Source organism: Pseudoalteromonas sp. BSi20311 (assembly GCF_000239875.1).
Taxonomy (GTDB): Bacteria; Pseudomonadota; Gammaproteobacteria; order Enterobacterales; family Alteromonadaceae; genus Pseudoalteromonas.
In genome coordinates this window covers 67,148-93,132 of the sequence record NZ_BADU01000156.1, presented here as the reverse complement: position 1 = coordinate 93,132, position 25,985 = coordinate 67,148, and the positions used below count along the sequence as shown (strand labels likewise).

General features: G+C 40.7%; 24 protein-coding genes. 13 read left to right on the top strand and 11 right to left on the bottom strand.

Annotated elements, in window-relative coordinates:
- The 5 genes from aceE to ampD form a co-directional block, all read right to left on the bottom strand.
- A complete protein-coding gene (aceE, locus tag P20311_RS16340; RefSeq protein ID WP_008114940.1) occupies positions 1 to 2,667 on the bottom strand; it encodes a pyruvate dehydrogenase (acetyl-transferring), homodimeric type in 2,667 nt (888 codons plus the stop codon).
- An 84-nt stretch (positions 2,668 to 2,751) separates the two neighbouring features.
- Positions 2,752 to 3,501, bottom strand: coding sequence for a pyruvate dehydrogenase complex transcriptional repressor PdhR (gene pdhR / locus P20311_RS16335; protein WP_008114937.1), 750 nt, complete (start codon positions 3,499 to 3,501; stop codon positions 2,752 to 2,754).
- 386 nt (positions 3,502 to 3,887) lie between these two features.
- On the bottom strand, positions 3,888 to 4,871 hold the full coding sequence (locus P20311_RS16330) for an IS110 family transposase (protein WP_008114935.1): 984 nt from the start codon (positions 4,869 to 4,871) through the stop codon (positions 3,888 to 3,890).
- A 581-nt stretch (positions 4,872 to 5,452) separates the two neighbouring features.
- Entirely contained in the window at positions 5,453 to 6,304 is an 852-nt protein-coding gene (ampE, locus tag P20311_RS16325) for a beta-lactamase regulator AmpE (RefSeq protein WP_008114931.1), read from the bottom strand.
- A 14-nt stretch (positions 6,305 to 6,318) separates the two neighbouring features.
- Positions 6,319 to 6,864, bottom strand: a complete 546-nt coding sequence (gene ampD / locus P20311_RS16320) for a 1,6-anhydro-N-acetylmuramyl-L-alanine amidase AmpD (protein ID WP_008114930.1) — start codon at positions 6,862 to 6,864, stop codon at positions 6,319 to 6,321.
- A gap of 465 nt (positions 6,865 to 7,329) precedes the next feature.
- Between ampD and nadC the strand changes: the two genes are divergently transcribed.
- The 8 genes from nadC to yacG all read left to right on the top strand — a co-directional run bounded on the left by nadC (position 7,330) and on the right by yacG (position 15,849).
- Positions 7,330 to 8,175, top strand: coding sequence for a carboxylating nicotinate-nucleotide diphosphorylase (nadC, locus tag P20311_RS16315; RefSeq protein ID WP_008114928.1), 846 nt, complete (start codon positions 7,330 to 7,332; stop codon positions 8,173 to 8,175).
- Positions 8,176 to 8,687: 512 nt separating this feature from the next.
- Positions 8,688 to 9,152: a pilin gene (locus tag P20311_RS16310; RefSeq protein WP_008114926.1), complete on the top strand. Its 465-nt coding sequence runs from the start codon at positions 8,688 to 8,690 to the stop codon at positions 9,150 to 9,152.
- A gap of 54 nt (positions 9,153 to 9,206) precedes the next feature.
- Positions 9,207 to 10,526 (top strand): O-antigen ligase, encoded by a 1,320-nt coding sequence (locus P20311_RS16305; protein ID WP_008114924.1) that lies wholly within the window; start codon positions 9,207 to 9,209, stop codon positions 10,524 to 10,526.
- On the top strand, positions 10,526 to 11,755 hold the full coding sequence (locus tag P20311_RS16300; protein ID WP_008114922.1) for a type II secretion system F family protein: 1,230 nt from the start codon (positions 10,526 to 10,528) through the stop codon (positions 11,753 to 11,755). The genes P20311_RS16305 and P20311_RS16300 overlap by 1 nt, the downstream gene beginning before the upstream one ends.
- 434 nt (positions 11,756 to 12,189) lie before the next feature.
- Complete coding sequence (locus P20311_RS16295) at positions 12,190 to 13,101, top strand: A24 family peptidase (protein WP_008114920.1); 912 nt, start codon at positions 12,190 to 12,192, stop codon at positions 13,099 to 13,101.
- A gap of 2 nt (positions 13,102 to 13,103) precedes the next feature.
- Entirely contained in the window at positions 13,104 to 13,733 is a 630-nt protein-coding gene (coaE, locus tag P20311_RS16290) for a dephospho-CoA kinase (RefSeq protein WP_008114918.1), read from the top strand.
- Between the two features lie 144 nt (positions 13,734 to 13,877).
- On the top strand, positions 13,878 to 15,554 hold the full coding sequence (pilB, locus tag P20311_RS16285; RefSeq protein ID WP_008114916.1) for a type IV-A pilus assembly ATPase PilB: 1,677 nt from the start codon (positions 13,878 to 13,880) through the stop codon (positions 15,552 to 15,554).
- A 64-nt stretch (positions 15,555 to 15,618) separates the two neighbouring features.
- Positions 15,619 to 15,849, top strand: coding sequence for a DNA gyrase inhibitor YacG (gene yacG / locus P20311_RS16280; RefSeq protein WP_008114915.1), 231 nt, complete (start codon positions 15,619 to 15,621; stop codon positions 15,847 to 15,849).
- 363 nt (positions 15,850 to 16,212) lie between these two features.
- Here the strand turns inward: yacG and P20311_RS16275 are convergent, their stop codons facing one another.
- On the bottom strand, positions 16,213 to 16,677 hold the full coding sequence (locus P20311_RS16275; RefSeq protein WP_008114914.1) for a Spy/CpxP family protein refolding chaperone: 465 nt from the start codon (positions 16,675 to 16,677) through the stop codon (positions 16,213 to 16,215).
- Between the two features lie 167 nt (positions 16,678 to 16,844).
- On the opposite strand from P20311_RS16275, the gene P20311_RS16270 reads away from it, so the two are divergent.
- Genes P20311_RS16270 through P20311_RS16260 form a run of 3 tightly spaced genes read left to right on the top strand, consistent with a single transcriptional unit; the run spans position 16,845 to position 19,873 of the window.
- Positions 16,845 to 17,534 (top strand): response regulator transcription factor, encoded by a 690-nt coding sequence (locus P20311_RS16270; RefSeq protein ID WP_008114913.1) that lies wholly within the window; start codon positions 16,845 to 16,847, stop codon positions 17,532 to 17,534.
- Complete coding sequence (locus P20311_RS16265) at positions 17,512 to 18,939, top strand: ATP-binding protein (RefSeq protein ID WP_036985278.1); 1,428 nt, start codon at positions 17,512 to 17,514, stop codon at positions 18,937 to 18,939. Before P20311_RS16270 ends, P20311_RS16265 begins: the two co-directional genes overlap by 23 nt.
- A complete protein-coding gene (locus P20311_RS16260) occupies positions 18,929 to 19,873 on the top strand; it encodes an alpha/beta fold hydrolase (RefSeq protein WP_008114910.1) in 945 nt (314 codons plus the stop codon). Before P20311_RS16265 ends, P20311_RS16260 begins: the two co-directional genes overlap by 11 nt.
- On the opposite strand, the gene P20311_RS16255 is transcribed toward P20311_RS16260, so the two are convergent.
- Positions 19,870 to 20,700 carry a cation diffusion facilitator family transporter gene (locus tag P20311_RS16255; protein ID WP_016899748.1) on the bottom strand — a complete coding sequence of 277 codons (831 nt, stop codon included), beginning with the start codon at positions 20,698 to 20,700 and terminating at the stop codon, positions 19,870 to 19,872. The genes P20311_RS16260 and P20311_RS16255 overlap by 4 nt on opposite strands.
- 157 nt (positions 20,701 to 20,857) lie before the next feature.
- Here P20311_RS16255 and trmL point away from each other — a divergent pair, with 157 nt between their 5' ends.
- Positions 20,858 to 21,322, top strand: a complete 465-nt coding sequence (trmL, locus tag P20311_RS16250) for a tRNA (uridine(34)/cytosine(34)/5-carboxymethylaminomethyluridine(34)-2'-O)-methyltransferase TrmL (RefSeq protein WP_008114908.1) — start codon at positions 20,858 to 20,860, stop codon at positions 21,320 to 21,322.
- A gap of 91 nt (positions 21,323 to 21,413) precedes the next feature.
- On the opposite strand, the gene gpsA is transcribed toward trmL, so the two are convergent.
- From gpsA to P20311_RS16230, 4 genes are read right to left on the bottom strand one after another with little or no spacing between them, the layout of a single operon-like run.
- Positions 21,414 to 22,421 (bottom strand): NAD(P)H-dependent glycerol-3-phosphate dehydrogenase, encoded by a 1,008-nt coding sequence (gene gpsA / locus P20311_RS16245; protein ID WP_008114906.1) that lies wholly within the window; start codon positions 22,419 to 22,421, stop codon positions 21,414 to 21,416.
- A 3-nt stretch (positions 22,422 to 22,424) separates the two neighbouring features.
- A complete protein-coding gene (gene secB / locus P20311_RS16240; RefSeq protein ID WP_008114905.1) occupies positions 22,425 to 22,913 on the bottom strand; it encodes a protein-export chaperone SecB in 489 nt (162 codons plus the stop codon).
- Positions 22,914 to 22,951: 38 nt separating this feature from the next.
- Positions 22,952 to 23,209, bottom strand: a complete 258-nt coding sequence (gene grxC / locus P20311_RS16235; RefSeq protein ID WP_008114903.1) for a glutaredoxin 3 — start codon at positions 23,207 to 23,209, stop codon at positions 22,952 to 22,954.
- Positions 23,210 to 23,242: 33 nt separating this feature from the next.
- On the bottom strand, positions 23,243 to 23,674 hold the full coding sequence (locus P20311_RS16230) for a rhodanese-like domain-containing protein (RefSeq protein WP_008114901.1): 432 nt from the start codon (positions 23,672 to 23,674) through the stop codon (positions 23,243 to 23,245).
- 764 nt (positions 23,675 to 24,438) lie between these two features.
- Here P20311_RS16230 and gpmM point away from each other — a divergent pair.
- A complete protein-coding gene (gene gpmM / locus P20311_RS16220; RefSeq protein WP_008114897.1) occupies positions 24,439 to 25,983 on the top strand; it encodes a 2,3-bisphosphoglycerate-independent phosphoglycerate mutase in 1,545 nt (514 codons plus the stop codon).
- Positions 25,984 to 25,985: the final 2 nt, after the last annotated feature.

Below are 25,985 nucleotides of genomic sequence, written 5' to 3'. Positions count from 1 at the left end.
TTATGCGTACAGTGGATTAAGTTTGTTAGTGTCGATGTTGAACTTTTTAATTGCTTCAACAACCACTGACTTTTCAACTTCACCACGTTTAGCAAGTTCAGATAATGTCGCAACTACCACGTAGCTTGCGTTAACTTCAAAGTGACGACGTAGGTTTTCACGGCTGTCAGAACGACCGTAACCATCTGTACCCAATACTTTGTAGTTACTGCTTGGGATAAATGAACGTACTTGCTCTGCGTAGTTTTTCATGTAATCCGTTGCAGCAACAGTGACTGAATCGTTTAATACGCTTGTAATGTAAGCTGTTTTTTGCTCGCTTTCTGGGTTAAGCATGTTGAAACGCTCAACATCTTGTCCATCACGGGTAAGTTCATTAAATGAAGTTACAGAGTAAACATCAGATGCAACACCATAGTCTTCACTTAAAATTGCTGCCGCTTTACGCACTTCAGTCATGATAGTACCTGAGCTTAATAGCTGTACGTTGGCTTTTTTGCCTTCGTAGCTTTCAAGCTTGTAAATACCTTTACGAATACCTTCTTCAGCGCCTTCTGGCATTGCTGGCTGATGGTAGTTTTCGTTCATTAGCGTTAGATAGTAGTAAATGTTTTCTTGCTCTTCACCGTACATACGACGAATACCGTCTTGCACGATAACCGCTACTTCAAATGCATAAGTAGGATCGTAAGAAATACAGTTAGGTACCGTGTTTGCAAGAATGTGGCTGTGGCCATCTTCATGCTGTAAGCCTTCACCATTTAGCGTTGTACGACCCGCTGTAGCACCTAATAAGAAACCACGTGCTTGTTGATCCCCTGCCATCCATGCCATGTCACCAACACGTTGGAAACCAAACATAGAGTAGTAAATGTAGAATGGGATCATCGGTAAGTCGTTGGTACTGTAAGATGTTGCAGCAGCAACCCATGACGACATTGCACCTAGCTCGTTAATCCCTTCTTGTAATACCTGCCCTGAGGTTGCTTCTTTATAGTAAGAAACGATATCACGGTCTTGAGGGGTGTAATTTTGGCCATGTGGGTTGTAAATACCGATTTGACGGAATAAACCTTCCATACCAAAAGTACGTGCTTCATCGGCAATAATTGGCACAATATTTTTACCAATACCTTTATCTTTTAATAAGATATTAAGTGCACGTACAAAGCCCATAGTGGTTGAAATATCACGTTTTTGCTCTTCAAGTAACGGCTTGAATGCGTCAACTTCTGGCAACTGTAACTTTTCAGAGAACTTAGCGATACGTGTTGGCGTGTAACCTTGTAGAGCCTCACGACGCGCATGAAGATACTTGTACTCTGGAGAATCTTTTTCAAGCTCTAAGTATGGTAGCTCTTTCAATTGCTCTTCAGATACTAAATCATCTAAGCCTAAACGAGAGCGTAAGTGAGCCACATGCGACATATCCATTTTCTTAACTTGGTGCGCAATGTTTTTACCTTCAGCTGCTTCACCCATGCCGTAACCTTTTACTGTTTTAGCAAGGATCACTGTTGGACGACCTTTCGTCTCTTCTGCCTTTTTAAATGCGGCATAAAGTTTTGAAGATTCGTGACCACCACGCTTAAGCGCAAAAATTTCGTCATCCGTCATATCAGCAACAAGTGCCGCTGTTTCTGGGTAACGACCAAAGAAATGTTCACGTACGTACGCGCCATCTTTTGCTTTATATGTTTGGTAATCACCATCAACAGTTTCGTTCATTAACTGTAGTAATTTACCTGTGGTGTCTTTAGCAAGCAGAATATCCCAACCGCTACCCCAAACAAGTTTAATAACATTCCAGCCAGCGCCTTTAAATAGCCCTTCTAGCTCTTGAATGATTTTACCGTTACCCATTACTGGGCCGTCTAGGCGCTGTAAATTACAGTTAACTAAGTAACATAGGTTATCTAGCTTTTCACGGGCAGCAAAAGAAATAGCACCACGTGATTCTGGCTCATCCATTTCACCGTCACCTAAAAACGCATATACACGTTGGTTTTTAGTGTCTTTTAAGCCACGGCCATCTAAGTATTTTAAGAAACGCGCTTGATAAATTGAAGAAATTGGACCTAAGCCCATAGATACCGTTGGGAACTGCCAAAACTCTGGCATTAATTTAGGGTGAGGGTAAGAAGGTAAGCCTTTACCATCTACTTCCTGACGGAAATTATCAAGCTGTTCGGCACTTAAACGCCCTTCAACAAATGCACGCGCATAAATACCCGGAGAAATATGACCTTGGTAATAAACTAAATCACCACCATCAACATCATTTGGCGCTTTAAAGAAATGGTTAAAACATACTTCATAAAATGCAGCAGACGATTGGTAAGACGCCATATGGCCGCCTAAGTCGAGATCTTTTTTCGATGCACGCAATACAATCATAATCGCGTTCCAACGAATAATTGAACGAATACGGCGCTCAAGATTTACATCACCAGGGTAGGCAGGTTCTTGATCAACCGGGATCGTATTAACGTAGTTTGTGTTAATGCCAGTTGGCATATCAACACCGTCTAAGCGGGCTTGCTCTAACACTTGCTCAAGTAAAAACTGAGCTCGTTCAACACCTTCTTCGCGCACAACTGATTCAAGAGCTTGTAACCACTCTTGTGTTTCTAGCGCGTCTACGTCAATTTTATTGACTTCAGACATATGGAGGTTTCCTTATGTTTAAAATACTAATTTTATGTATTGAATACTTCACTGTTAACTCAAGTTAAAAGTGAATGTACTTGCTTAATTTTGTTTGGTGCGTCTTAAACTACGTTCAATTCGCGAGTGCTCTTTACCCGCTTCAAGCAATGCTTCTTCAATATAGGCTAAATGCGCATTACTTGCTAAGCGAGCTTGTTCAGGATTACCGTCAATCACTGCATCCATTAATAAGCGTCTATGCTCGGCTAATTGGCTGCTTATATCTGACTTTTTAAGTAACACTGTTAAATTTTGTAAAACATTCTGCTCAAGTAAGCTTTGCATCCCTCTTACTAAATGCAGTAACACTACGTTATGAGACGCCTCAGCAATGCAAAAATGAAAGTCATTAATCGCTTTGGCTTTTTGCTTTAATTCATCTTTAGCTAATGCAATCTGATCAAAGCTCTGTTTTACTTTTGCAAAATCGTTACTTGTTCCGCGAAGTGCTGCGTAATAAGCCGCAATTCCCTCTAGCGCATGACGAAACTCTAATAAATCAAATTGCGATTCGGGGTGTTTACTGATCAAATCAAACAACGGATCAGTCAGCCCCTCTTCCAATTGATTTTTTACATACGTTCCACCACCTTGACGACGGGTTACGAGCCCTTTTGCCTCAAGCTTTTGAATGGCTTCACGCAACGACGGACGCGACACTTCAAATTGCTTAGCGAGTTCACGCTCCGGTGGTAACTTTTCTCCTGGTGCTAACGACCCCTCAAGAATCATGTTCTCAAGTTGTTGTAAAATAACATCAGATAATTTTGCCGCTTTAATTTTTAAAGACATCAATCAACGTCCGCGTTGTATAAATGCTAACAGCCCATTAAATAAGGCTTTTAACTGAATGACCTGACCAAAAGGTAAATTGGTCATACCAAATTTTGCCATACGTTATCAAAAACCGTAATTACTGTCAATTTACAGCAGTTTTAAAGCCCTAAGGCCAGCGTAACGTAATTTAAACAAAGTTCAAATAATACACAGATCACAGAGGGTAAAGAAAGGTTAATAAGATGAAAAACAAATGGTCAGACCAGCTGGTTTTTAATTTTCGGGGTTCGGGGTTCGGGGTTCGGGGTTCGGGGTTCGCAATAGGATAAAATGTAGAGTAATTTGCAAACATGTTTTTACATTGTAGATACCATCTCTCATTTTAAGCTTCAAGGTCGTATTTAACTTTCTTGGAGCTTAAACGCTTCTTGATTCTTTACTACGCCAAAACATATATGAATGAGTTTACGCATATTGGCACCAATGATTTGCATCGATGTTTTGCCATGATTCATCAATCTTATTTTTTGCTGTTTTATTTGATAATTCCACTGCCCAGCGACTACTGCTGCCATATAAAGCTTACTTCGTATTCTCGAGGGCCCTAGCTTACTTAAAGTTGTACGGCCCTTCATTTTCCCTGACTCATGCAACTTCGGTATTAAGCCACAGTAAGCTGCTGCCTGCTTAGCTTGGTTAAATTTTTTAGCTGCGAATATATACGTGAGCTCTCGAGACATAACGGGCCCAATACCAGGGATTGTTTCTAGTAACGCTCTATCTTTTTTTAAATTAGGGAAGCTGTCTATGTGATTATCGATATCTAATTTAAGTTTTTTTATCTCATCATCAAAAAAATTAATCGTTTCTTTTAATGATTGAATAACTCGCTCCGACGCCGCATTAAACTCACTTGCTTCTAATCGATTATGCTCCCTTTGCTTGCTGGATTCTAATGCATCAAGTCGGCGCAGTAATGCCTTAAGCTCTCTAATTTCTTTTGCTTCAGGTTGCCAATAGTTAACAATTGAATGCTTTGCATAACCATAGCTTGCAAGCATTATCGCATCTGACTTATCTGTTTTATGAACAATATTTAGAGCCTCGGCATATTTCTTTGCTTTACCTGGGTTAGCGAGCACAATATTGAATCCTTGCTGGTATAAAAAGTACATTAGCGGTTCATGGTAAACACCCGTTGGCTCTACCGTGATAACGACTTTCTCAGCTACAGCTTGGGTTGTACTTAAAAGCCACTGCTCAATATCTTTGAAAGATAGCTGGTTGTTTTTAAATACTTTCGTTTTCTTTTTGTTGGTAGCTGGGTCTCTCAGCCAGCATAAATCCACTTTATCTTTGCTAATATCAAAACCGATAAACATCATCTCTACTTACTCCCCTTGTACATACAGCATCAACTTAATTTAAGTGTGCTTGGATACCATTCAGTTTGTTGAGAATTGGACGCTAGGGCTTAATCTACATCTCAGTATCGAGTACTGGGCGGGAATACAAGCTCACTAGCACCCGATGTAATAAATGATAGCTAATCATCTATTACTGAGAGATACAAGGCGGGAGTTTACCTCGCGCATGTTTAGGTTAAAGGTTAAAGGTTAAAGGTTTTAAGCCCGCAACTCGAAGCCCGTCACAAAAAAGTAAAGTGCGCGGCATAAAGCCCCGCCTACGATTAACCCAACACTATGCTTAGCTTAATCTCTGCCTAGAACCTAAAACCTAACACCAAATATATTTATTTTTTGAACCACAGAGGAAAACTTTCATTGTCACTTTCTCTGTGTGCTCTGCATTCTCTGTGGTAAATAAATTACTTAAAAACTATTACACAAAGAGAGGATGGGGGTAAAGAGGTTTTAGCCCGCCCCCCGTTGCTCGCGCAGCCCGCCAACACCAAGCTAAACACGGTGCTTGGCTTAATTTCTACCTAAAACCTAACCCCTAGTCTTTAACTTAAACCACCAAATAAAGTCATCAAGGCAATTAACACTAAGTAAAAAAGTACATTTCGCTTAACCAGTTTGATCATACAGGTGGCTTCAAAGGTGCAACCATAGTAGCGCTCTTCAACTTGTTCAGCCGCTAGCGCCGTATAAGTAACCACCTTGCGATTAGGGCTTGAAAAGTCAAACACGTAATGCAGCCAACAGCTAGTCCCTTTATTAAAGTTACCAATCACTAAATAACCAAAACTAGTAATACGCGCTGGTAACCAGTCTAACCAAAACAACAAACGGTGAATAAGCTTAAAGTGTTTGGCAATCACTTCATCGCGGTTATCACTGACTAAGTCAGCAAAGGTACGTACTAATGCATAAAAAACAGCACCAGCCACACCCAATATTACAAACCAAAATATAACCGCGCAATAAAACCGGAAATTAACCCAAGCCAGCGTTTGCCCAACGGTTTCGCCGCCTTGTTGCTCTTGGGTGCGTTTTTGCCCTAATTGCAAAGCATACAAAGACGCAGCGGTTTGATCCCCTCGGGTCAGTGCATTTAAATACGACTTATACAAAGCGCGTTGCTTAGCACAACCAAAACAAACGAGTAACACCACCACATTAAAAACAAGTTGCCACAATGCGAAGTCAGATAAAAAATACACACACCCTACGGCAATCACTGGCAGTAATAACCAAATCAAAAACCCGGTAGCCGTGCCAAATAAACCTTTATTCGTTAATAAATTAACACTGCGAGTTAAGTAGCCATTAGCGTAATAACTCATTTGCCAATGCGCAGAGCGAGCACCTAAACGCTCAAGTATCAGTGCTATTATTATTGAAACCAAAATCATGTTGTTACTCTTAGTTATTTAATTAGGTTAAAAAACTTACGCCAGTTAAAACTCGCTCCAGGGTCGGTTTTTCGCCCAGGGGCTATATCGCAATGCCCGACTATATTACTGGCTGTTATTTTTTGATAGCGCTGCATAATAGCCTGCGCCAATGCAGCTAAACTTTGATATTGCGCATCGGTATAGTTAATTGTATCTGTGCCTTCAAGCTCTATACCTATACTAAAATCATTACAATTTTGTTGCCCAGCAAAGCAGGAGCGCCCCGCATGCCATGCACGTTTTTCAAAAGGCACATACTGTGTAACTTCGCCGCAGCGCTTAATAAAACAATGCGCTGACACCTTAAGCCCCTCTAGGTCACTAAAGCTAGGGTGCGCATTACAATCAATACACCCCATAAATAAATCATCAACGTACGGAGTGTTAAACTGCCCTGCGGGCAATGAAATATTATGAATAACCAACAGCGAAATATCGCACTGAGCAGGTCGCTCATCAAAGTGGCTACACGCCCGCTGGCTAATATTATTTATAACGCCTAAAGAATCTATTTTCATACTATTTATTTAAAACTTATGTAGCTCTTAACCCAAACACCGTGCTTGGCTTAATCTCTGCCTAAAACCTAAAAAGGGCGACGGGCGGCGAGCGGCGAGCCTAGAACCTAATACCGACGCGGAATAAATCCGCTGCTACATGTGCGCGGCGTAAAGCCCCGCCTACACTCAACACAAACACCGTGCTTGGCTTAATCTCTGCCTAAACCTAGAACCTTTATTTTATAAACCCGCTGCCCGCATCCCGTTACCCGTAGCTCGCAGCGCTCAGGTTAATCAACCAAAATTGATGTATATCAAGATGCTAATAGATTTAACCCTATAAAGATAGCGTAATACTAAACGATAAAATATGATTAACGTGTAAATTAAGCGCTGGCTGATTAGTTTAGTTGTTAGCTGCTTCTATTTAGTAATTAAACAGAGTAAAATTTAGTTAATTTATTATCTATTATGAGCTTTTTCATGTCTATTTCGCATACCCTAATTAGTCAACTTGTTACCTTAGCACTTGATGAAGATCTAAATTACCAAAGCGCTGAACAAGGCGATATTACCGCGCAGCTTATTCCTCAAGCAGAGCAAGCCCATGCGAAAGTGATCACCCGTGAAGACTGCATCTTTTGTGGTAAAGACCTAATCATTGAAGTGTTCAAACAAGTCGACCCAAGCGTGGTTGTAAATATATGCGTGAACGATGGCGACTTTGTCAGTGCCAATAGTACCCTATTTACCGCATCCGGTTCTGCTCGCGCTATTTTAACAGCCGAGCGCACCGCACTTAACTTTGTACAAACGCTTTCTGGCACAGCCACCACCACTGCGCACTATGTAAAAGAGTTAAGTGGCACTAGCACGCAACTGCTCGATACCCGTAAAACTATTCCAGGACTTAGAGCGCTACAAAAGTATGCAGTTAAATGTGGCGGCGGTGCAAACCACCGAATTGGTTTGTTTGATGCGTTTTTAATTAAAGAAAACCACATAGCAGCCTGTGGAGGTATTAATAACGCGGTTACTCAAGCTAAGCTAAATCATGCCGATAAACCTATAGAGGTTGAGGTTGAATCGTTTGATGAGCTAGAGCAAGCCATTAACGCAGGCGCCGACATTATAATGTTAGATAATTTTAACCCAGAGCAAATACGCCAAGCGGTTACCATTACAAATAAGCGCGCTAAGTTAGAAGTGTCGGGCAATATGACCCTAGAAACACTAAAAGCCTACTCGCAAGCAGGGGTCGACTTTATCTCAAGTGGGGCGCTTACAAAAAATTTACAATCAATCGATTTATCGATGCGATTTGAGTAAATAATTTAAAATTTATTTATAGTTTCTTACGCTAATTGATTGACAGCTTTTAAAAAAGGGCATTAAATAATCCAAAAGGACTATTTGTAACAAGTTATTAAATTAATGCGTTTTTTATAAAGTTTTTACATACAAAAGCGCAATAAACAGTGTTAGACTCGTTCATATTGACTAGTTTTAAATACTTAATTAGTTATAAAAAGTGTAAAGGCATTTATAAGGGACAGAGTAAAAATAAGCGACAGGGTTTATTTTTATAATTAGCTTGTAACTTACGCGGGCTATAACTAACTTTTAATAGTTAGATTTATGCTCGAGTAAGGGACAAATTAACGAATAACCGTCATAAAGTGAGTGTCTTCGCGGCCAATATTTTACCGCTTAAACACAGCACTAAATTTGGCAAAATGATTTTATTTTTGTAGTAACAGGTTAAGTGAACAACATAAGTTACATTTTAAAAACTTATATCCGTTTGGCTTACCACAACATTATCCTTTAGGAGAGGAAACATGCAAACAATGACACAACAAAGTCAAAAGGGTTTTACCCTAATTGAATTAATGATTGTAGTAGCAATCATCGGTATTCTTGCTGCGGTAGCTTTGCCTGCTTATCAAGATTATACAACTCGTGCGAAAATGAGTGAAGTTGTTACTTTTGCTGGCTCTGCTAAAACAGCAGTTAGTGAATGCGCAATTACAACGGGAGACACAACACTTGCCGCATGTAACAGTAATTCAAAAGTAGGATTGGATCCTACTGCAACTAATATATCTTCTACTTATGTAGAATCAGTAACAGTTGGGGCTGCAGGTGTTATTACCACAGAAATTAGAGGAACATCTAACTCGACTTTAAATGGAGGAAACCTTAAATTCACACCTACAGCAACTAATGGAAGTGTCAGCTGGAAGTGCGAAATAAGTGCCGCGACATTAAACAAATATGTGCCACAAAACTGCCGTAAAAGCTAATTAGTTTTTAGTCAAAAAGAGGAGATCTTAGAAGGAGCTCCTCAATTTATCAACATGATAAAAAAAACACCCCATACAATAATTTTCTCTGCATTTTTGATTTTTTGTTTAATTCCATTTATTGATGAGTATTTTTTTGGCTTATTTAATGAAAAAAGAATTTTCCAATCACTACTTCTAATTTTATGCACCTTACTTTATTTTCATTTAATCAAGTTAGAAAAAAAAACAAAGCTAATATTAATTTCAGTTCTACTACTTGGTTTAATAAGTACTTATTTAAGCAAAAATATATTATATTCAAGCTTGCTCTATCTTCATACTACAATGCTAATAAGTCTTATTATTTTAGGGTATAAAATAAAAGATCATAGCTCTATTTTATTTTATACGATATTGTTATCTAACGTATTTCTAGTCTCTTATTCATTACTTAATTATTCTTTTTTTATTCTATCAAGTGAAGCCCCATTCCCTGATGGTGTTTTATACGGTTTTTATAACATTCGCTTTTTTAATCAATTTCAAGTCCTAAGCATACCTTTTGTTATCTATTTTCTTTCACACCCAAATTTACATCGAGTTGCAAAAGTCACTCTGACTTTAAATTTCTTTTTGTTACTTTTCAGTAGTGCCCGAGGAGCTTCAATAGCAATATTGGTGACAACATTAATTTACTGCTATTTCATAAATAGAAGTATGGTAAAAGAGATACTCTTTTGTCTATTGGCTACTATTTTATTATTTTCACTTCATTATTTTTATCTTAGCTTTTACCACTCAGCCGAATTTACAATAAGAACTGGTAGTTCAAAAAGGTACGAGCTATGGCTAGAAGTCATCAAGAATATACACCTTAAAACACTACTTATTGGTAATGGCCCTGGAGGATATAAATCTGAAGTTTTCGATTTTGGCCACCCTCATAACAGTATCCTTCAAATACTAAATAATTGGGGAGTAATTGTTTTATCAATTTTGGTTTGGTTTACATATAAATTAATTACTCAATCACTAACCTTCATTAAAAAAAACAAAGATAACAATGAGTTTTTAACCTGTTTTACTTCACTTGTAAGCTTACTGATTTACTCACTAGTCAGTGGCGTGATAGTCATGCCAATTCCGCAGACCTTTTTATTTGTTTTAGTTGGGATTTTACTTGGATATTTAGGTTATAATTTAGCTGAAAGAAAAAGCAATACACATAAAAAAATAGCACAGATTATTACATTTACAGCATCTTTACTTTACGCGGCATTAGTTATACTGAGCTACAACTGTTTAGATCCTAAACCACACGGTCCTAATTTTTGGTCTAACGGGCAATTATCTTTTGAAAATTGTAAGCTTACTTACTTCGAGGATTTATAATGGCAAAACAACCGGACAAAAAAGGATTTGATACCTTTGAATGGGTAGGCGTAAGTGCTCGCGGGAAACGCCTTGAAGGTGAAATGACTGGTGCAAGCATTGCTCTAGTTAAAGCCCAACTTCGTAAGCAAGGCATAACGCCCTCAAAAGTTAAACGAAAAGCCAAACCTTTGTTTGGTATTCAAAGCGTACAAAAAATTACCCCAAAAGATATAGCCTTAGTTACTAGGCAAATAGCTACTATGCTGATGGCGGGTGTACCGCTAATTCAATCGATTGAAATGATAGGCTCAGGCTCCACCAATAAAAGTGTGAGTAAGTTAATGGGTACCATTGGTGATGAGGTTAAAGCAGGTCAACCGCTATCAATTGCGCTGAGAAAGCACCCTCGCTATTTTGATGATTTATATTGCGACTTGGTGGCATCAGGCGAGCAATCTGGCGCACTGGATAAAATATTCGACCGCGTTGCGCTATATAAAGAAAAATCAGAAGCGCTTAAATCAAAAATTAAAAAAGCCATGTTTTACCCGATTGCTATATTAGTAGTTGCGCTGATTGTAACCTCCATATTACTGATTTTTGTGGTGCCACAGTTTCAAGAAATATTTGCTGGCTTTGGCGCTGAACTGCCTGCTTTTACCCTATTTGTAATCGCTATTTCTGAATTTATGCAAGCAAACTGGTGGATAGCGCTCATTGCAGTGGTTGCCTTTGGTTATCTATTTAAAGAAGCCCATTTAAGAAGTTTAAAGCTGCGTGATGCCACTGACCGCGCCATACTTAAACTCCCTGTTGTTGGTATGATTTTAAATAAAGCAGCGGTAGCGCGTTATGCACGTACTTTATCGACCACTTTTGCTGCGGGTGTACCGCTAGTAGATGCGCTTGATTCTGCTGCAGGTGCATCAGGTAATGCAGTTTACCGTTATGCTATTTTAGAAATAAAAGCCGAGGTAAGCTCAGGCAATCAAATGAACTGGGCAATGCGCAACTCTAAAATATTCCCTGATATGGTGGTACAAATGGTCGCCATTGGTGAAGAGTCAGGATCGCTTGATGGTATGCTGGCAAAAGTAGCCACTATCTACGAGCAAGAAGTAGATGATGCGGTGGATGGCCTATCGAGCTTACTTGAGCCGTTAATAATGGCAGTGCTCGGCGTATTAGTTGGCGGATTAATTGTGGCCATGTACTTACCAATATTCCAACTAGGTTCAGTTATTTAGCTTCGAGCTTCGAGCTTCGAGTTTCTAGGCCCGTTACCCGAAGCCCGTTGCCCGAAGCCCGTTGCCCGCAACTAAAGTGCGCGGCATAAAGCCCCGCCTACAGAACAATTAAAACGCGGTGGTTCCCCGCAACTCGTCGCCCGTTGCCCGAACCTCAAACCTAACACCTCAAACCTAACACCTCGAACCTCGAACCTTGAACCTTGAACCTTGAACCTTGAACCTTGAACCTTGAACCTTGAACCTTGAACCTTGAACCTTGAACCTTAAACCTTGAACCTTGAACCTTGAACCTTGAACCTTGAACCTTGAACCTTGAACCTTGAACCTCGAACCTAGAACCTCGAACCTCGAACCTCGAACCTCGAACCTAATTTTGCACTTATGTAAAACCACTGTATTATCAACACAGAATTTAGTTTTAGGTAAAATAAATGCAAAGTCTTTTTATTGATATCACCGCCACGATGCAAAACCACTTATGGTTTTACTTAACCACGATTGGCCTAGTGAGTTTATGTATTGGTAGCTTTTTAAATGTGGTGATTTATCGCTTGCCGCTAATGATGCAAAAAGAATGGCAAGCTGAATGCCGCTTATTATTAGCCGATGAACTAACCAGCCCAAAAGCTAAACAGGCCACTGAACACACTACTGACACGTTTAACTTAGTTAAACCCAACTCATGTTGCCCAAAGTGCAAAGTAGCCATTAAGCCATGGCAAAATATTCCCATTATTAGTTGGTTATTTTTAAAAGGTAAATGCGCAACCTGTAACAACCCAATATCAGTTCGTTACCCTCTCGTTGAAGCCATTACCTCTATTTTAAGTTTAGTGGTTGCCTACACCTTTGGCGCAACAGAGCAGGCTTTATTGTACATTGTAGTTACTTGGGCGTTGGTAGCACTGACTTTTATTGATATTGATCACATGCTACTGCCGGACCAGCTTACTTTGCCACTTTTATGGTTAGCGTTAATCGCCTCAGTTATGGGTTATACCATTGCCCCTAACAATGCCATTATAGGCGCATCATGTGGCTACTTAAGTTTATGGAGCGTGTTTTGGTTGTTTAAATTAATAACCGGTAAAGAAGGCATGGGCTATGGCGACTTTAAATTACTGGCGGTGTTTGGCGCATTGCTGGGCTGGCAATCGTTATTGACTATTATTTTGCTCTCCAGCGTGGTTGGTGCAGTAATTGGCATTGCCCTGCTGAGCATTAAAGGTAAAGACAAAGCAACACCGATTCCTTTTGGTCCTTATTTAGCAATAGCCGGTTGGATCACTATGCTGTGGGGGTCACAACTACAAAACAGCTATTTTAATTTTATTGGCTACTAACTATGAATAATACACACCATCATACTAAAAATTGGGTGCTGGGACTAACCGGCGGCATTGGCTGTGGTAAAACCGCAGTTAGCGATATGTTGGCAGAGCTAGGCATTACTATTGTTGATGCTGATATTATTGCCCGCCAAGTAGTTGAGCCTGGCACTGAAGGGTTTAATGCTATTGTTAAGCATTTTGGTACTGACATACTCAATGAACATGGCGCATTAAACCGAAGCGAACTAAGAGCGCGTATTTTTAGTAACACTGAGCAAAAAGCATGGTTGAATGCGCTGCTACATCCTTTAATACGCACTAAACTGATCACTGATTTAAAAAACGCGCAAAGCGACTACGTGGTGTTAGTTGCGCCGTTGTTATTTGAAAATGAGCTTGATAGCTACTGTAATCGTACCTTGCTAATTGACGTACCGGTAGAAATACAAATTACCCGCACTACAAAACGTGACAATATTAGCACTGAACAAGCAAAACAAATTATTGACGCACAAATGTCTCGTGAGCAAAAACAACATAAAGCAGATGATATTTTAAATAATAACCGTAACTTAAACGATGTAAAACAAGACTTACTTGAGCTGCATAAGTATTATTTACAGCAAGCTAAGTCTACAATATAACTAGATAAGCTAAATGCTAGATAGTAAACCATGCAACAGCGCATTTTTTATCAGTAAAAATACCTGCTGCATTGGTACGATTAATGTATTCCTTTCTTTTTTCTGCTAAATTGCTGACAAATGAAGGATTAAATCAGGTGCGCAATGAATATTAACTCACCGTTATTAAGAAAATTTATTACCCTCGGCCGGGTTGATACCGATACCGTAAAAGCAAAACAACAAGAGTTTGCGTCAACTGCTGAGCTTATTTCTAAATGTGGCAAAATAGACAGCCAAGATTTAGCGCAGCAATGTATTGATTTGTTTAGAGTGCCTTTTTTTGATTTAAAAGATTTTAATGTTGCACAAATATCTGCCGAGCTGGTTAAAGAAAAGCTGATCCGCAAGCACCATATTTTACCTTTGGTACAAAAAGGCAGAAAAGTATACATTGCTGCCTCTGATCCTACCGATTACGGCGCTTTTGAAAACTTTGAATTTAGCACCGGTTTATCATGCGAAGTGGTGGTGGTTGACTACCTACAGCTCGACCATAAAATTGAGCAACTACTGGATGCCACAGGTAGCTTAAATTTAAGTGAAGATGAATTTAAAGAGTTTGCTGAACTAGACTCTGAGCCTCAAAGAGATAACACCCCTAAAGATGATGACAAAGACGATGCCCCTATTATTGTCTACATTAATAAAATTTTAATGGATGCAATAAAAAAAGGTGCTTCCGATCTTCACTTTGAACCCTATGAGCACAAATACCGTATTCGCTTTCGTATTGATGGTATTTTACATGAGGTAGCTAGTCCACCGAATAGTTTAGCAACCAAGCTTTCGGCGCGTATAAAGGTTATGTCGCGCCTTGATATCGCTGAAAAACGTAAACCACAAGATGGCCGTATTAAGCTTAAGGTAACAGAGCGTAAAAGCATTGATTTTCGTGTTAGTACCATGCCAACTTTGTGGGGCGAAAAAATTGTAATGCGTATTCTTGATTCATCCAGTGCCATGCTAGGTATTGATGTATTAGGCTATGAACCCGAGCAGAAAAAACTATACCTCGATGCACTTGAGCAACCGCAAGGAATGATTTTGGTTACCGGCCCAACCGGCTCGGGTAAAACCGTATCCTTGTATACGGGTTTAAATATACTTAATCAGCCGGAACGAAATATTAGTACCGCCGAAGATCCAGTAGAAATTAACCTCGAAGGGGTTAACCAAGTACAAATAAATATTAAAGCCGACATGACCTTTGCTAATGCTTTACGGGCGTTCTTACGTCAAGATCCCGATGTTGTCATGGTGGGTGAAATACGTGATTTAGAAACCGCTGAAATATCAATTAAAGCGGCGCAAACCGGTCACTTGGTGCTATCAACGCTTCACACTAACTCCGCGCCAGAAACCATTACCCGTTTGTTAAATATGGGTGTACCCGCGTATAATGTAGCCAGTTCAATTAGTTTAATTATAGCCCAGCGCTTAGCGCGCCGATTGTGCTCTAAATGTAAAGTACCAGAGCCTTTACCCCGTGAAGAGCTTATTCGCCAAGGCTTTAATGAACAACAAATACAGGACATGATTTTATACGCACCGAAAGGCTGTGAAAGCTGTACCGATGGCTATAAAGGCCGTGTTGGTATTTACGAAGTAATGAAAATTACGCCTGAAATTGCCCAAATTATAATGCGCGGCGGTAACTCATTAGAAATTGCTGAGGTATCACTTAAAGCAGGATATAACAATTTGCGTTTATCGGGTATTCGTAAAGCCGCAGAGGGTGTGACCTCACTTGCTGAGGTTAATCGTGTCACTAGTTTTTAAATAGAAAGCTTAGCTGTTTATTATAAATTGAGTCGCAAAGCCTATATTAATGTGAGAGTAAATTATGCCAACAGTGGTTAACTGCCCAACCTGTAAAGCAAAAGTAGAATGGTCAGAACAAAGTCCGAATCGCCCTTTTTGTTCAAAACGTTGCCAACTTATTGATTTAGGTGAATGGTCGTTTGAAAATAATAAAATTTCAGCGCCGATTACATCTGCAGATGAGTTCAGCCAAGACATGATTGAAGATATTGAAGCAATGATGGCAAAAAACGAAGATGACTTTTTTAAGTGATTTTTAAAGGTTCGAGGTTCGAGGTTCGAGGTTCGAGGTTCGAGGTTCGAGGTTCGAGGTTCGAGGTTCGAGAAATTTAAAAACCTTGCAGTTAACATAGCAAGGTTTTTTATACCTGTAGCAGCGGGTTTACCCCGCGTCAGTATTAGGTTTTAGGTCATTTATCTACCACAGAGGTGCAGAGCACACAGAGAAAGTGACAATAAATGATCTTCTCTCTGTGGAGCGCAAAGCGCCTCTGCTCCCTCTGTGGTTCAAAATATTCTGTAGATACAAGGCGGGGCTTCGGGCGACGAGTTTCGATCAGCGGGCTTCGGGTTGCGGACCTCGCCCCTCGCACCTCGCCCCTCGCACCTCGCCCTATTACCTGCGGCGCTGCTGTATTTTAGCTAACTTTTCTTTTTGCTCAGCGTTAAGCAGTTGCATTACTTGATGCTGGGTTTTCAATTTAATTAATCCCAATTGCTGCTTCTTATCTTGGCGTGCGGTTAATAACTCTTTCGCTGCATTTTCGTCAAAGTTTGGCGCTGACAATAACGCATCCATCTGCGCTTTATAAGCTTGGCGCTGTGCCTTACGCGCGTCTTTATTTTGGCTTCTTAGTGCTTTAATTTGCGTTTTTTGCGCTGTAAAAATCGCTTTTAGTTGTGTTTGTTGATCTTCAGTAAGCGCCAGTTTATCTGCAGCTCGCTCAGAGAGTAAAAAGCGTGCTTGAGAGTGCCCTTGTTTATGGCCATCACCTTTTGCAAGTGCGCTGCCCGCACTGAGCGTTGCTGCTGTTAAGCCACATATAAGTACTAATTTTGATAGCGTGTTTATCTTAGTCATAATCATCACCTTAATATTGAGTTGGTTGTTGGCTGCTAGCCAGTGTGTTCACTATAACCGGCTCAATGCAAAGTAACGCAAAGCAGTGTAAAGGTTATGTAAAGACTAACTTTTAGTACATTAAACGCGTAAAATAAAACCATAAAACAGCGCGTAAGGCTTAATGTATGAAACTATTAATGATTGATGATGACACCGGTTTATGTGAGCTATTAAGCGAGTATTTGAGCGCACAAGGCTTTAGCATACAAACCGCACATGATGGCCAACAAGGCTTAGAGCTTGCTTTACAAAACAATTACGCGCTTATATTACTTGATGTTATGTTGCCCTCTATAGATGGCTTTGAAGTACTCAAACAACTCAGGCAAAGTAAATTAACGCCGGTGATTATGTTGACCGCTAAAGGTGAAGACTTTGACCGTATTTTTGGTTTAGAGCTCGGCGCTGATGACTATATTCCAAAACCGTTTAACCACCGCGAACTCCTTGCCCGCGTTAAAGCTATTACTCGCCGTATTGAACACATTAATAGTGTAAGCAATAACAATAATAAAAAGCTCTCTTTAAACGGTATTACTATTAACTTTGCCACGCGTGAAGCCAGTGTAAATAACACCACACTCACGCTTACGGGTACCGAATACGAAATATTGGCTTTATTAGTAAAACACGCCCCTGATGTTATAAGCAAAGAGCAAATAAGCGAAGAGGTACTAGGACGGCGTTTAGCGTCATTTGATCGCTCTATTGATATGCATGTGAGTAATATTCGTAAAAAAATAGCCGAGCATATCGCGGGGGAAAAAATTAAAACTATTCGAGGGACGGGTTATGTCTTTATCCAAGGAGAGTAAATTAACGCGTTTTAGCTGGTTAAGACACCCTCGACATTATTTGTTTTTTAAAGTCTTTGCTTGGTTTTGGCTAACGATCATTGGCACTTTTACTGCGCTATTTTTCTTAAGTAATATTTCGCTGATCAATGCTATTAGCCATGACCCCCTAAAAGGGCCCATGCAAAAAAATCTAGAACACTTGGCTCGAGGTATCGAACGTAGTGCACATAAACACAAGCGATCTATTCATGACATTATTACTCACCCGCGTTTGAGTAAGCGCAAGTTACTTTATTTAAATTCACTAAGTAGTGATGAGTTTTTGATCAGTAAAAAAGTTGAGAATAATATTGATTTTAGCTTACTGAACTTTAGTGAAGGCATGCCACCTCAAATTATTTTTACTGAATATTACCAAGCTTTTGGCCCTGTGCGCATTCGAGTACCTGAAGGCGAATTTGCGTTATATGAAATCGATATAAATCAACAGCGACCGCTCTTTATTCGCTTAAGATTGTTGCCAGTTTGGTTAAAAATTTCTATCGCCATTATCGCCTCACTTACATTAAGCTTTTTATTTAGTCGTAACTTAATTGCCCCTATAAATAGCTTAAAACAAGCCGCAACTAGGCTCTCAAATGGCGATTTAAGTGCGCGCGCAGCAATAAATAGTCAACGAAAAGATGAGCTTGGAGTTTTAGGACGCGATTTTAACCGTATGGCTGTTCAATTAGAGCAACTACTTAGCGCTCAAAAGCGTTTACTTGCCGATATATCCCATGAATTGCGCTCCCCACTAACACGCTTAAAAATGGCCACAGGGCTGGCGCAAATGCAAGCGAGTGAGGCCAGCCAATCGTATTTATTGCGTATTGAAAAAGAAGCAAATCAACTTGATAAAATGATAGCCGATGTATTGCAGGTATCGCGCTTAGAAGCCAATAGCCAACCTTTATCACTGCAAACACAGTCGCTGCAAGTGATTGTTGACCATGTGATTAACGATGCTCAGTTTGAAGCAAAACAGCACAATAAAACGCTGCATATTCAAGGTGATGCTGAGGTAAATATAGAGTGCGACGAAATGCTGATTGCCAGTGCTCTAGAAAATATTTTACGTAATGCAATTAAATACGCACAACATACTATTAGCATCACCTTAAAACACAGTGATATCATCACTATACAAATATGTGATGACGGCCCTGGCGTTCCCGCAGCGCAACTTGATAAACTATGTGAACCGTTTTTTAGGCAATCAGATGCCCGCGACCGAGTCAGCGGCGGCACTGGGCTGGGTTTAGCCATTGCAAAAAATGCGGTGATTGCCCACGGCGGAAATTTAGCTTTATCAAATAAGGTCGCTGGCGGGTTATGCGTTGAGATAAGCTTACCAATACAAAAGAGAGACCATGTTTTATAGCAATGAAAGCGAGCTTGAAAATAACCTGCCTGCCATTAATGAGTTTTATACTAATACACTCAAAAAAGCCTATTTAAGCACGGCTGCCGGTAAATTATTTTATGCTTACGCTAAGCCTAAACAGGCTCACACTGCCATTGTTATTAGTTCTGGGCGCATTGAAGGGCTCGATAAATACAAAGAGCTGCTTTGGGAGCTTTATTGTAATAATTTTGCTGTTTTTATTGTTGATCACCAAGGCCAAGGGCGCTCTTATCGGTTATTAAAAAACCCCCATAAAGGCTATGTCAAACAATTTGAAGATTACAGTCACGATCTCAATCAATTCAATCTTGAGGTGGTAAAGCAGCATTGGCAAGGTAAAAAACTACTGCTTAGCCATTCAATGGGCGGCGCTATTGCGTTTGATTACTTAGCACGTTACTCACATGACTTTAGTGGGGCGTTTTTATCTGCGCCCATGTTTGATATTCATACCAAAGGAATACCAAAACCCGTAGCACAGTTTATCGCTGCCAGTGCGTCATTATTAGGGTTCTCAGGGTGTTATGCGTTAGGACAAAGCGATTATACACCTGAAGAGTTTGCGCTTAACACTTTAACCAGTAGCCAAATACGCTATGATCAATTTAGGGCAACTTATCAGCAAACGCCACTATTACAATTAGGCGGTGTTACCTATGGCTGGCTGCATACTGTTTTTTCATTTATTAAAGCGCTCGATAAACTATCCATAACAACCCCGTTATTTATAGCCAGCGCAGAAAATGACGAAGTGGTTGATAACCAAGCTCAGCATAAGCTTGCAAGCCGACATAAAAACACCCTAATAAAGCAGTTTAAAGGGGCTAAGCACGAGCTGTTTTTTGAGCGGGACGAAATTCGCCAACCATTGCTAACAAGCCTTTATAAATTTTGTGATTCAATAGGTTAACTACTAAGCGACAGCGGATCTAGGTGAATCAAAATATCAACTTCAGATTCAAATTGCTGAGTGATCATCAGCTCCACTTCATCTGCCACTTTATGGGCACGAATAAGCGGTAAATTGTCATCAAGCTCTAAATGCAGTTGAATAAACTTAACTTTACCGCCCTGTCGAGTGCGAATACCGTGAACGCCATAAACATCATTATGGTTACGCGCTATTTCAAAAATACTTTGCTTTTCTTCATCGGGTAGCTCTTTGTCCATTAAATGCGAGGCACTTTCGGTTGCTATATCCCAACTGTTATACAATAAATAACCTGCCACACCGATAGCAAACAATGGATCGGCATACAGTACGCCATAATAGGCGAGTAAAATAGCAAGCAATACCGCCGTATTTAAAATTAAATCGCCCTTGTAGTGAACGGAGTCGGCTTTTATAGCGATTGATTCTGTGTGCTTCACGACTTTATTTTGCACAAATACAATTACCAAAGTACAAGCAATGGCAAAAATACTCACCCATACACCTAATAATGAGTGCGAAAGCTCTACTGGGTTTATTAATCGCTCGATACCGTGAAACATTAATAAACAGCCCGAGCCCGCAATAAATGCAGCTTGGCCTAACCCTGCAAGCGCCTCCGCTTTACCGTGACCAAACCGGTGGTCATCATCCGCAGGACGCAGTGCATACGATAAAACTAAAAAGCTCATTAGCGTCGCGGTAATATCCATTAATGAATCAGTGAGTGAGCCAAGCATCGACGCCGAACCCGACGCCAGCCAAGCCCATGCTTTGGTCGCAATCATTAGGCTCACCATGACCATGGTCACTATGCTTGAAGCTTTGACCCAAAATTCATAACTGCGATTATGCACGTATCTGTCCAAGTGTAAGATGTATTTAATGTTTGTAGTATATCATTTTTTATTCATTGTTCGTGTATACTGAGTCAGTCAAATTAAAGATTTTATAGGGCTTATTGTGCTGGATATTGTTTTATACCAACCTGAAATTCCACCTAACACCGGGAATATCATTCGTTTATGTGCCAATACTGGCTATTCATTGCATTTAATTGAACCGTTAGGGTTTGAGTGGGATGACAAACGTGTAAAACGCGCTGGACTTGACTATCACGAATTTAGCCATGTACAACGCCATGCCTCATTTGATGCTTACTTAGAAAAGTGCCAACCTAAAAAGGTGTATGCTTGCACCACTAAAGGTAGCCAATTTCATCACCAAGCACAGTATGAAGCGGGTGATTGCTTAGTATTCGGCCCAGAAACCCGAGGCTTACCTGATGACATGATTCAAGCACTGCCAAACGAGCAACGCGTGCGTATACCTATGCAAGCCGATAGTCGCAGTATGAATCTGTCTAATGCAGTAGCTGTGTTTGTGTATGAATCTTGGCGCCAGCTTGGTTTTCCAAACGCTCAGTAAGGTTTTAGGTTTTAGGTTTTAGGTTTTAGGTTTTAGGTTTTAGGTTTTAGGTAAACAAAAATACCTGTTACCTAAAACCTAGCAGTTCGTTTTATTCTGATTTCTGTTCACGACCTAATAAGGCCATAGCAGCTGCTTTCATGTCTTTATTTTCATAAAGTACTTTGTATATTTGCTCAGTGATTGGCATTTCAACACCCGCACGCTGCGCGAGTAAATACACTTCTTTGGTGTTTCTAAAGCCTTCAACGACTTGGCCAATTGATGCAATCGCATCATCAACACTTTCACCTTTACCTAACGCTAAACCAAAACGGCGATTGCGCGATTGGTTATCGGTACAGGTTAAAATTAAATCGCCTAAACCAGCCATACCCATAAAGGTTTCTGGTTTTGCACCCAGTGCACAACCCAAACGCGATAACTCCGCTAAACCACGGGTAATTAGCGCGGTACGTGCATTTGCACCAAAGCCAACACCATCAGAAATCCCTGCACCAATAGCAATTACGTTTTTAACCGCACCACCAAGCTGTATGCCAATAAAGTCATCATTGTTGTACACCCGAAACGAGCGGCCGCAATGGAGTAGATCGGCAATTTGTTTCGCAAATGCTGATGAAGTTGATGACACCGAAATAGCAGTCGGTGAACCCATCGCCATTTCTTTTGCAAAGGTTGGCCCAGAAAGCACCGCTAATGGTACTTCTTCACCGAGTTCTTGCACTGCCACTTCTTGCAATAAGCGCCCAGTATCTGGCTCAAGCCCTTTAGTAGCCCAGGCTATTTTTGCATTTGGCCGCAAAGCCGGTTTAATTTGCTTTAGCGTGTCGGCAAATGCGTGGCTTGGCACAACAACCAGTACAATATCGCTAGCTGCTGTTGCTTGCTGCAAATCGGCTTCAAGGGTTAAGGTGTCAGGAAAAGGAATATCAGGTAAGTAACGTTGATTTTTTCGCTCAGCTGCAAGCGTCGCAACGTCTTGGCTATTGCGCCCCCATAAAGTCACATTGTGACCATTTCGGGCTAAACAAATAGCAAGGGCGGTGCCATAAGACCCCGCCCCTAAAACAGTAACAGCTGATGTTGCTGTATTCATAAATTATGCGTCTGCTGAAGCCTGCTCAGCTTGCGCTGTGCGTTGCTGCATGTATTGTGCAAATAATGCATCAAAGTTAACAGGTGCAAGGTTAAGCTGTGGGAACGTACCACGGTTTACTAAGTTCGATACCGCTTCACGTGCATACGGGAATAACACGTTAGGGCAGAATGCACCTAGCATATGTGCTAATTGCATTTCTTCAACATCAGCAATAGTAAAAATACCTGCTTGTTGAATTTCACATAAAAACGCAGTTTCTTCACCGATAGATGCCGTCACAGTTAACGCTAAAACAACTTCGTAAACACCTTCATCAAGCTTATTAGAGCGTGTATCTAAATCTAATTTTACTTCTGGAGCCCACTCTTTTTGAAAAATAGCGGGTGAATTTGGCGTTTCAAACGACACATCTTTAGTGTAAATACGTTGAATAGTAAACTGTGCGCCTGCATCAGCTTCTGCTGCTGCGTTTTGATTTTGTTCGTTCATTGTTATTCCTAACCTGTTATTTATTATAATTAATTAAATTAAGCACTCAGCTTAGCATCAAGGTTACCTTGTGCTTCTAGTGCCATCATATCGTCACAGCCACCGATGTGTTCATCGTTAATAAAAATTTGTGGAACCGTGCTTGCGCCACCGGCTTTGGCGATCATTTCATCGCGAAGCTCTGGCTGTACGCCAATATCAATATTTGTGTATTTTACACTTTTGCTGTCTAACAACGCTAATGCGCGATGACAAAAAGGACAATATCCTTTGGTGTATAAAACAACGTTACTCATAATATAATCCTTAATCGGTTTAGCTAAGGCGTATTAGCGACCGGTTGTTGTTGGCAAGCTTGCTGATTGCCACGCACCCATACCGCCAGACAAAACAGAAACCTGTTCAAATCCTGCTTTATGCATTGCCGTTGCAACGCCTGAGGCAGTCATACCTGCAGCACATACCACTATAATGGGTTTGCTCTTGTACTTTTCAAGGGTTGAAAAATCAGATTCTTTGGCTTTTTCAGGGTTTAAATGCACAGCACCGGCAATATGGCCGGTTTTAAACTCTTTTTGCCCACGCATATCAACAACCTGACCGTCTTCGCGGTTAATAAGTAACGTTAACTGCTGAGGATTGATCTGACGAATTGCTGAAAATTTACTTTTTATTGCGCCACTAACAATAAGAAACGCAATCGCAACCCAAGCTAGGCTTAGAATTGGATGATTTGAGACAAATTCAATATATTGATCCATTCGACTTCCACTATAAAGTTACATGCTAAAACAGGGTGTTTTAGATATTTAATTCATATTTATTGTACTTACATAATGAGCAGTCACTCATCAGTAAATCAATTTAGAGTACTGTTAGGCTACTCTGAATTTTACCTACACAGAGGCTTAACTTACCCCACAAGCCTATTCAATACTTGAATAAAATAGGGATTAGCCGCGCAAGTATACCCAAATCAGCTAAAAATGCGAGTTTAAGCACGCCTGAAAGCCACAATGTAGCGCTCTTTTTAACTGAAAAATAACCTAACCCTTTAAAATATTCAATTGAGAGAGGAAGCTCATTGAAAATTTTTAATATCTTCTTTTCATTGCTGATCCTAGCTATAAAACACGGTATGCTTAGGCTTGGCATGTTGGCATGTTGGCATTAATGTTAGCGTGTATTTTAGCAACGCTAGGGTCTGTTGATCTTTCAAGGTTAAATTTGCAGCAGCCTGTTTGGTATTTAGGCAAGGCAGAGCCTATGTGGTGTGGTTATTCCCCATAAATAGGCGATAACGCAGCATCAATGCCAAACAGGTGCTGCCCGAAGGGTTCTGCCTAGGGGCGATTTACTCTTTGTTGCCTACATGGATGTAGGTAAGGGGCGTGAGCAGGACGCGGAAGCTTTGCTCGGTTTTGACTTAGCCCACTAGGTTACAAACCTCGCGCCGCGATTAAACCGCCCCTAGTTTGAACAAATTTTAATCCGCAAAGGTCAACAGACCCTAATAGGAGTGACTATGACAGAACATAAAAAACCACTGGTATTAATGATTTTAGATGGCTGGGGATACAGAGAAGATGAGCAAAGCAATGCCATTTTAGCTGCTAATACCCCTGTGTTAGATGAGCTTTGGGCAACGCGCCCTCATACATTAATTTCAGCATCGGGTTTAGATGTGGGTCTTCCTGATGGTCAAATGGGTAATTCTGAGGTTGGTCATGTTAACTTAGGTGCCGGTCGTATTGTTTATCAAGACTTTACCCGCATCACTAAAGCCATTGATGATGGCGAATTTGACTCAACCCCCGCACTGGTTGAAAACATTGATAAAGCCGTTCATGCCAACAAAGCCGTTCATATTATGGGACTGCTAAGTCCAGGTGGCGTGCATAGCCACGAAGACCATATTGTTGCCAGTATACAACTGGCTGCAAAACGCGGCGCTAAAGAGGTGTACTTTCATGCCTTTTTAGATGGCCGAGATACACCACCACGAAGTGCCAAAGCATCCATTGAGCGAATTGAAGCTTTATTTAGCGAACTTAAATGTGGCCGTTTAGCCTCATTAGTTGGTCGCTATTACGCCATGGACAGAGACAACCGCTGGAACCGTGTTGAAAAAGCGTATAATTTAATCACCCTAGGTGAAGGCGACTTTGATTATGAAAATGGCGTAAGCGCACTCAATGCTGCCTACGAGCGCGATGAAAATGACGAATTTGTAGCAGCCAGCACAATTACTCCTAAAGGCTGTAGCCCTGTGCAAGTAAATGATGGTGATACCATTATATTTGCCAACTTTAGAGCAGACCGTGCACGTGAAATCACTCGCGCCTTTGTCGAACCTGGTTTTGACGGTTTTAATAAGAAAAAATCGCCTGAGCTTAGTGCCTTTGTGATGATGACTGAATACGCTGCTGATATTGATGCGCCAGTGGCTTTTGGCCCGACACCACTTAATAACGTACTTGGCGAGTGGTTTGAAAAACAAGGTAAAACTCAGCTACGTATATCAGAAACTGAAAAATATGCCCACGTTACCTTTTTCTTCAGTGGCGGACGCGAAAATGAATTTAACGGCGAAACTCGCGAGCTGATCCCCTCCCCTCAAGTGGCAACGTATGATTTACAGCCAGAAATGAATTCGCAAATGCTTACTGATAAACTCGTTGCAGCCATAAAAAGTGGTCAATATGATGCCATTATTTGTAACTACCCTAATGGCGATATGGTAGGTCACTCAGGTGTATTTGAGGCGGCAGTGAAAGCTTGTGAAGCAGTAGATAGCTGTATTGGTCGTGTAGTTGATGCTCTTAAAGAGTATGGTGGAGAAGCACTGATCACTGCCGATCATGGTAATGCTGAGCAAATGGCAAACCTTAAAACAGGCCAAGCGCACACAGCACATACTAGCGAGCCAGTACCCTTTATTTATGTAGGACGTGACGCGCAAGCGCATACCGGTAAAGCCTTGAGCGATGTTGCACCCACCATGCTGCATTTAATGGGGCTAGAACAACCTGCAGAAATGACAGGTTCGCCAATTATGGTGTTGAAATAACT

Coding starts and splice junctions, on each gene's coding strand:
- pdhR (WP_008114937.1), bottom strand. CDS start 3,501: ATGTCTTTAAAAATTAAAGCGGCAAAATTATCTGATGTTATTTTACAA.
- P20311_RS16330 (WP_008114935.1), bottom strand. CDS start 4,871: ATGATGTTTATCGGTTTTGATATTAGCAAAGATAAAGTGGATTTATGC.
- coaE (WP_008114918.1), top strand. CDS start 13,104: ATGAATAATACACACCATCATACTAAAAATTGGGTGCTGGGACTAACC.
- pilB (WP_008114916.1), top strand. CDS start 13,878: ATGAATATTAACTCACCGTTATTAAGAAAATTTATTACCCTCGGCCGG.
- grxC (WP_008114903.1), bottom strand. CDS start 23,209: ATGAGTAACGTTGTTTTATACACCAAAGGATATTGTCCTTTTTGTCAT.
- nadC (WP_008114928.1), top strand. CDS start 7,330: ATGTCTATTTCGCATACCCTAATTAGTCAACTTGTTACCTTAGCACTT.
- P20311_RS16305 (WP_008114924.1), top strand. CDS start 9,207: ATGATAAAAAAAACACCCCATACAATAATTTTCTCTGCATTTTTGATT.
- yacG (WP_008114915.1), top strand. CDS start 15,619: ATGCCAACAGTGGTTAACTGCCCAACCTGTAAAGCAAAAGTAGAATGG.
- gpmM (WP_008114897.1), top strand. CDS start 24,439: ATGACAGAACATAAAAAACCACTGGTATTAATGATTTTAGATGGCTGG.
- P20311_RS16260 (WP_008114910.1), top strand. CDS start 18,929: ATGTTTTATAGCAATGAAAGCGAGCTTGAAAATAACCTGCCTGCCATT.
- aceE (WP_008114940.1), bottom strand. CDS start 2,667: ATGTCTGAAGTCAATAAAATTGACGTAGACGCGCTAGAAACACAAGAG.
- P20311_RS16270 (WP_008114913.1), top strand. CDS start 16,845: ATGAAACTATTAATGATTGATGATGACACCGGTTTATGTGAGCTATTA.
- P20311_RS16265 (WP_036985278.1), top strand. CDS start 17,512: ATGTCTTTATCCAAGGAGAGTAAATTAACGCGTTTTAGCTGGTTAAGA.
- P20311_RS16300 (WP_008114922.1), top strand. CDS start 10,526: ATGGCAAAACAACCGGACAAAAAAGGATTTGATACCTTTGAATGGGTA.
- gpsA (WP_008114906.1), bottom strand. CDS start 22,421: ATGAATACAGCAACATCAGCTGTTACTGTTTTAGGGGCGGGGTCTTAT.
- P20311_RS16310 (WP_008114926.1), top strand. CDS start 8,688: ATGCAAACAATGACACAACAAAGTCAAAAGGGTTTTACCCTAATTGAA.
- P20311_RS16255 (WP_016899748.1), bottom strand. CDS start 20,700: ATGGTCATGGTGAGCCTAATGATTGCGACCAAAGCATGGGCTTGGCTG.
- ampE (WP_008114931.1), bottom strand. CDS start 6,304: ATGATTTTGGTTTCAATAATAATAGCACTGATACTTGAGCGTTTAGGT.
- secB (WP_008114905.1), bottom strand. CDS start 22,913: ATGAACGAACAAAATCAAAACGCAGCAGCAGAAGCTGATGCAGGCGCA.
- ampD (WP_008114930.1), bottom strand. CDS start 6,864: ATGAAAATAGATTCTTTAGGCGTTATAAATAATATTAGCCAGCGGGCG.
- P20311_RS16230 (WP_008114901.1), bottom strand. CDS start 23,674: ATGGATCAATATATTGAATTTGTCTCAAATCATCCAATTCTAAGCCTA.
- P20311_RS16275 (WP_008114914.1), bottom strand. CDS start 16,677: ATGACTAAGATAAACACGCTATCAAAATTAGTACTTATATGTGGCTTA.
- P20311_RS16295 (WP_008114920.1), top strand. CDS start 12,190: ATGCAAAGTCTTTTTATTGATATCACCGCCACGATGCAAAACCACTTA.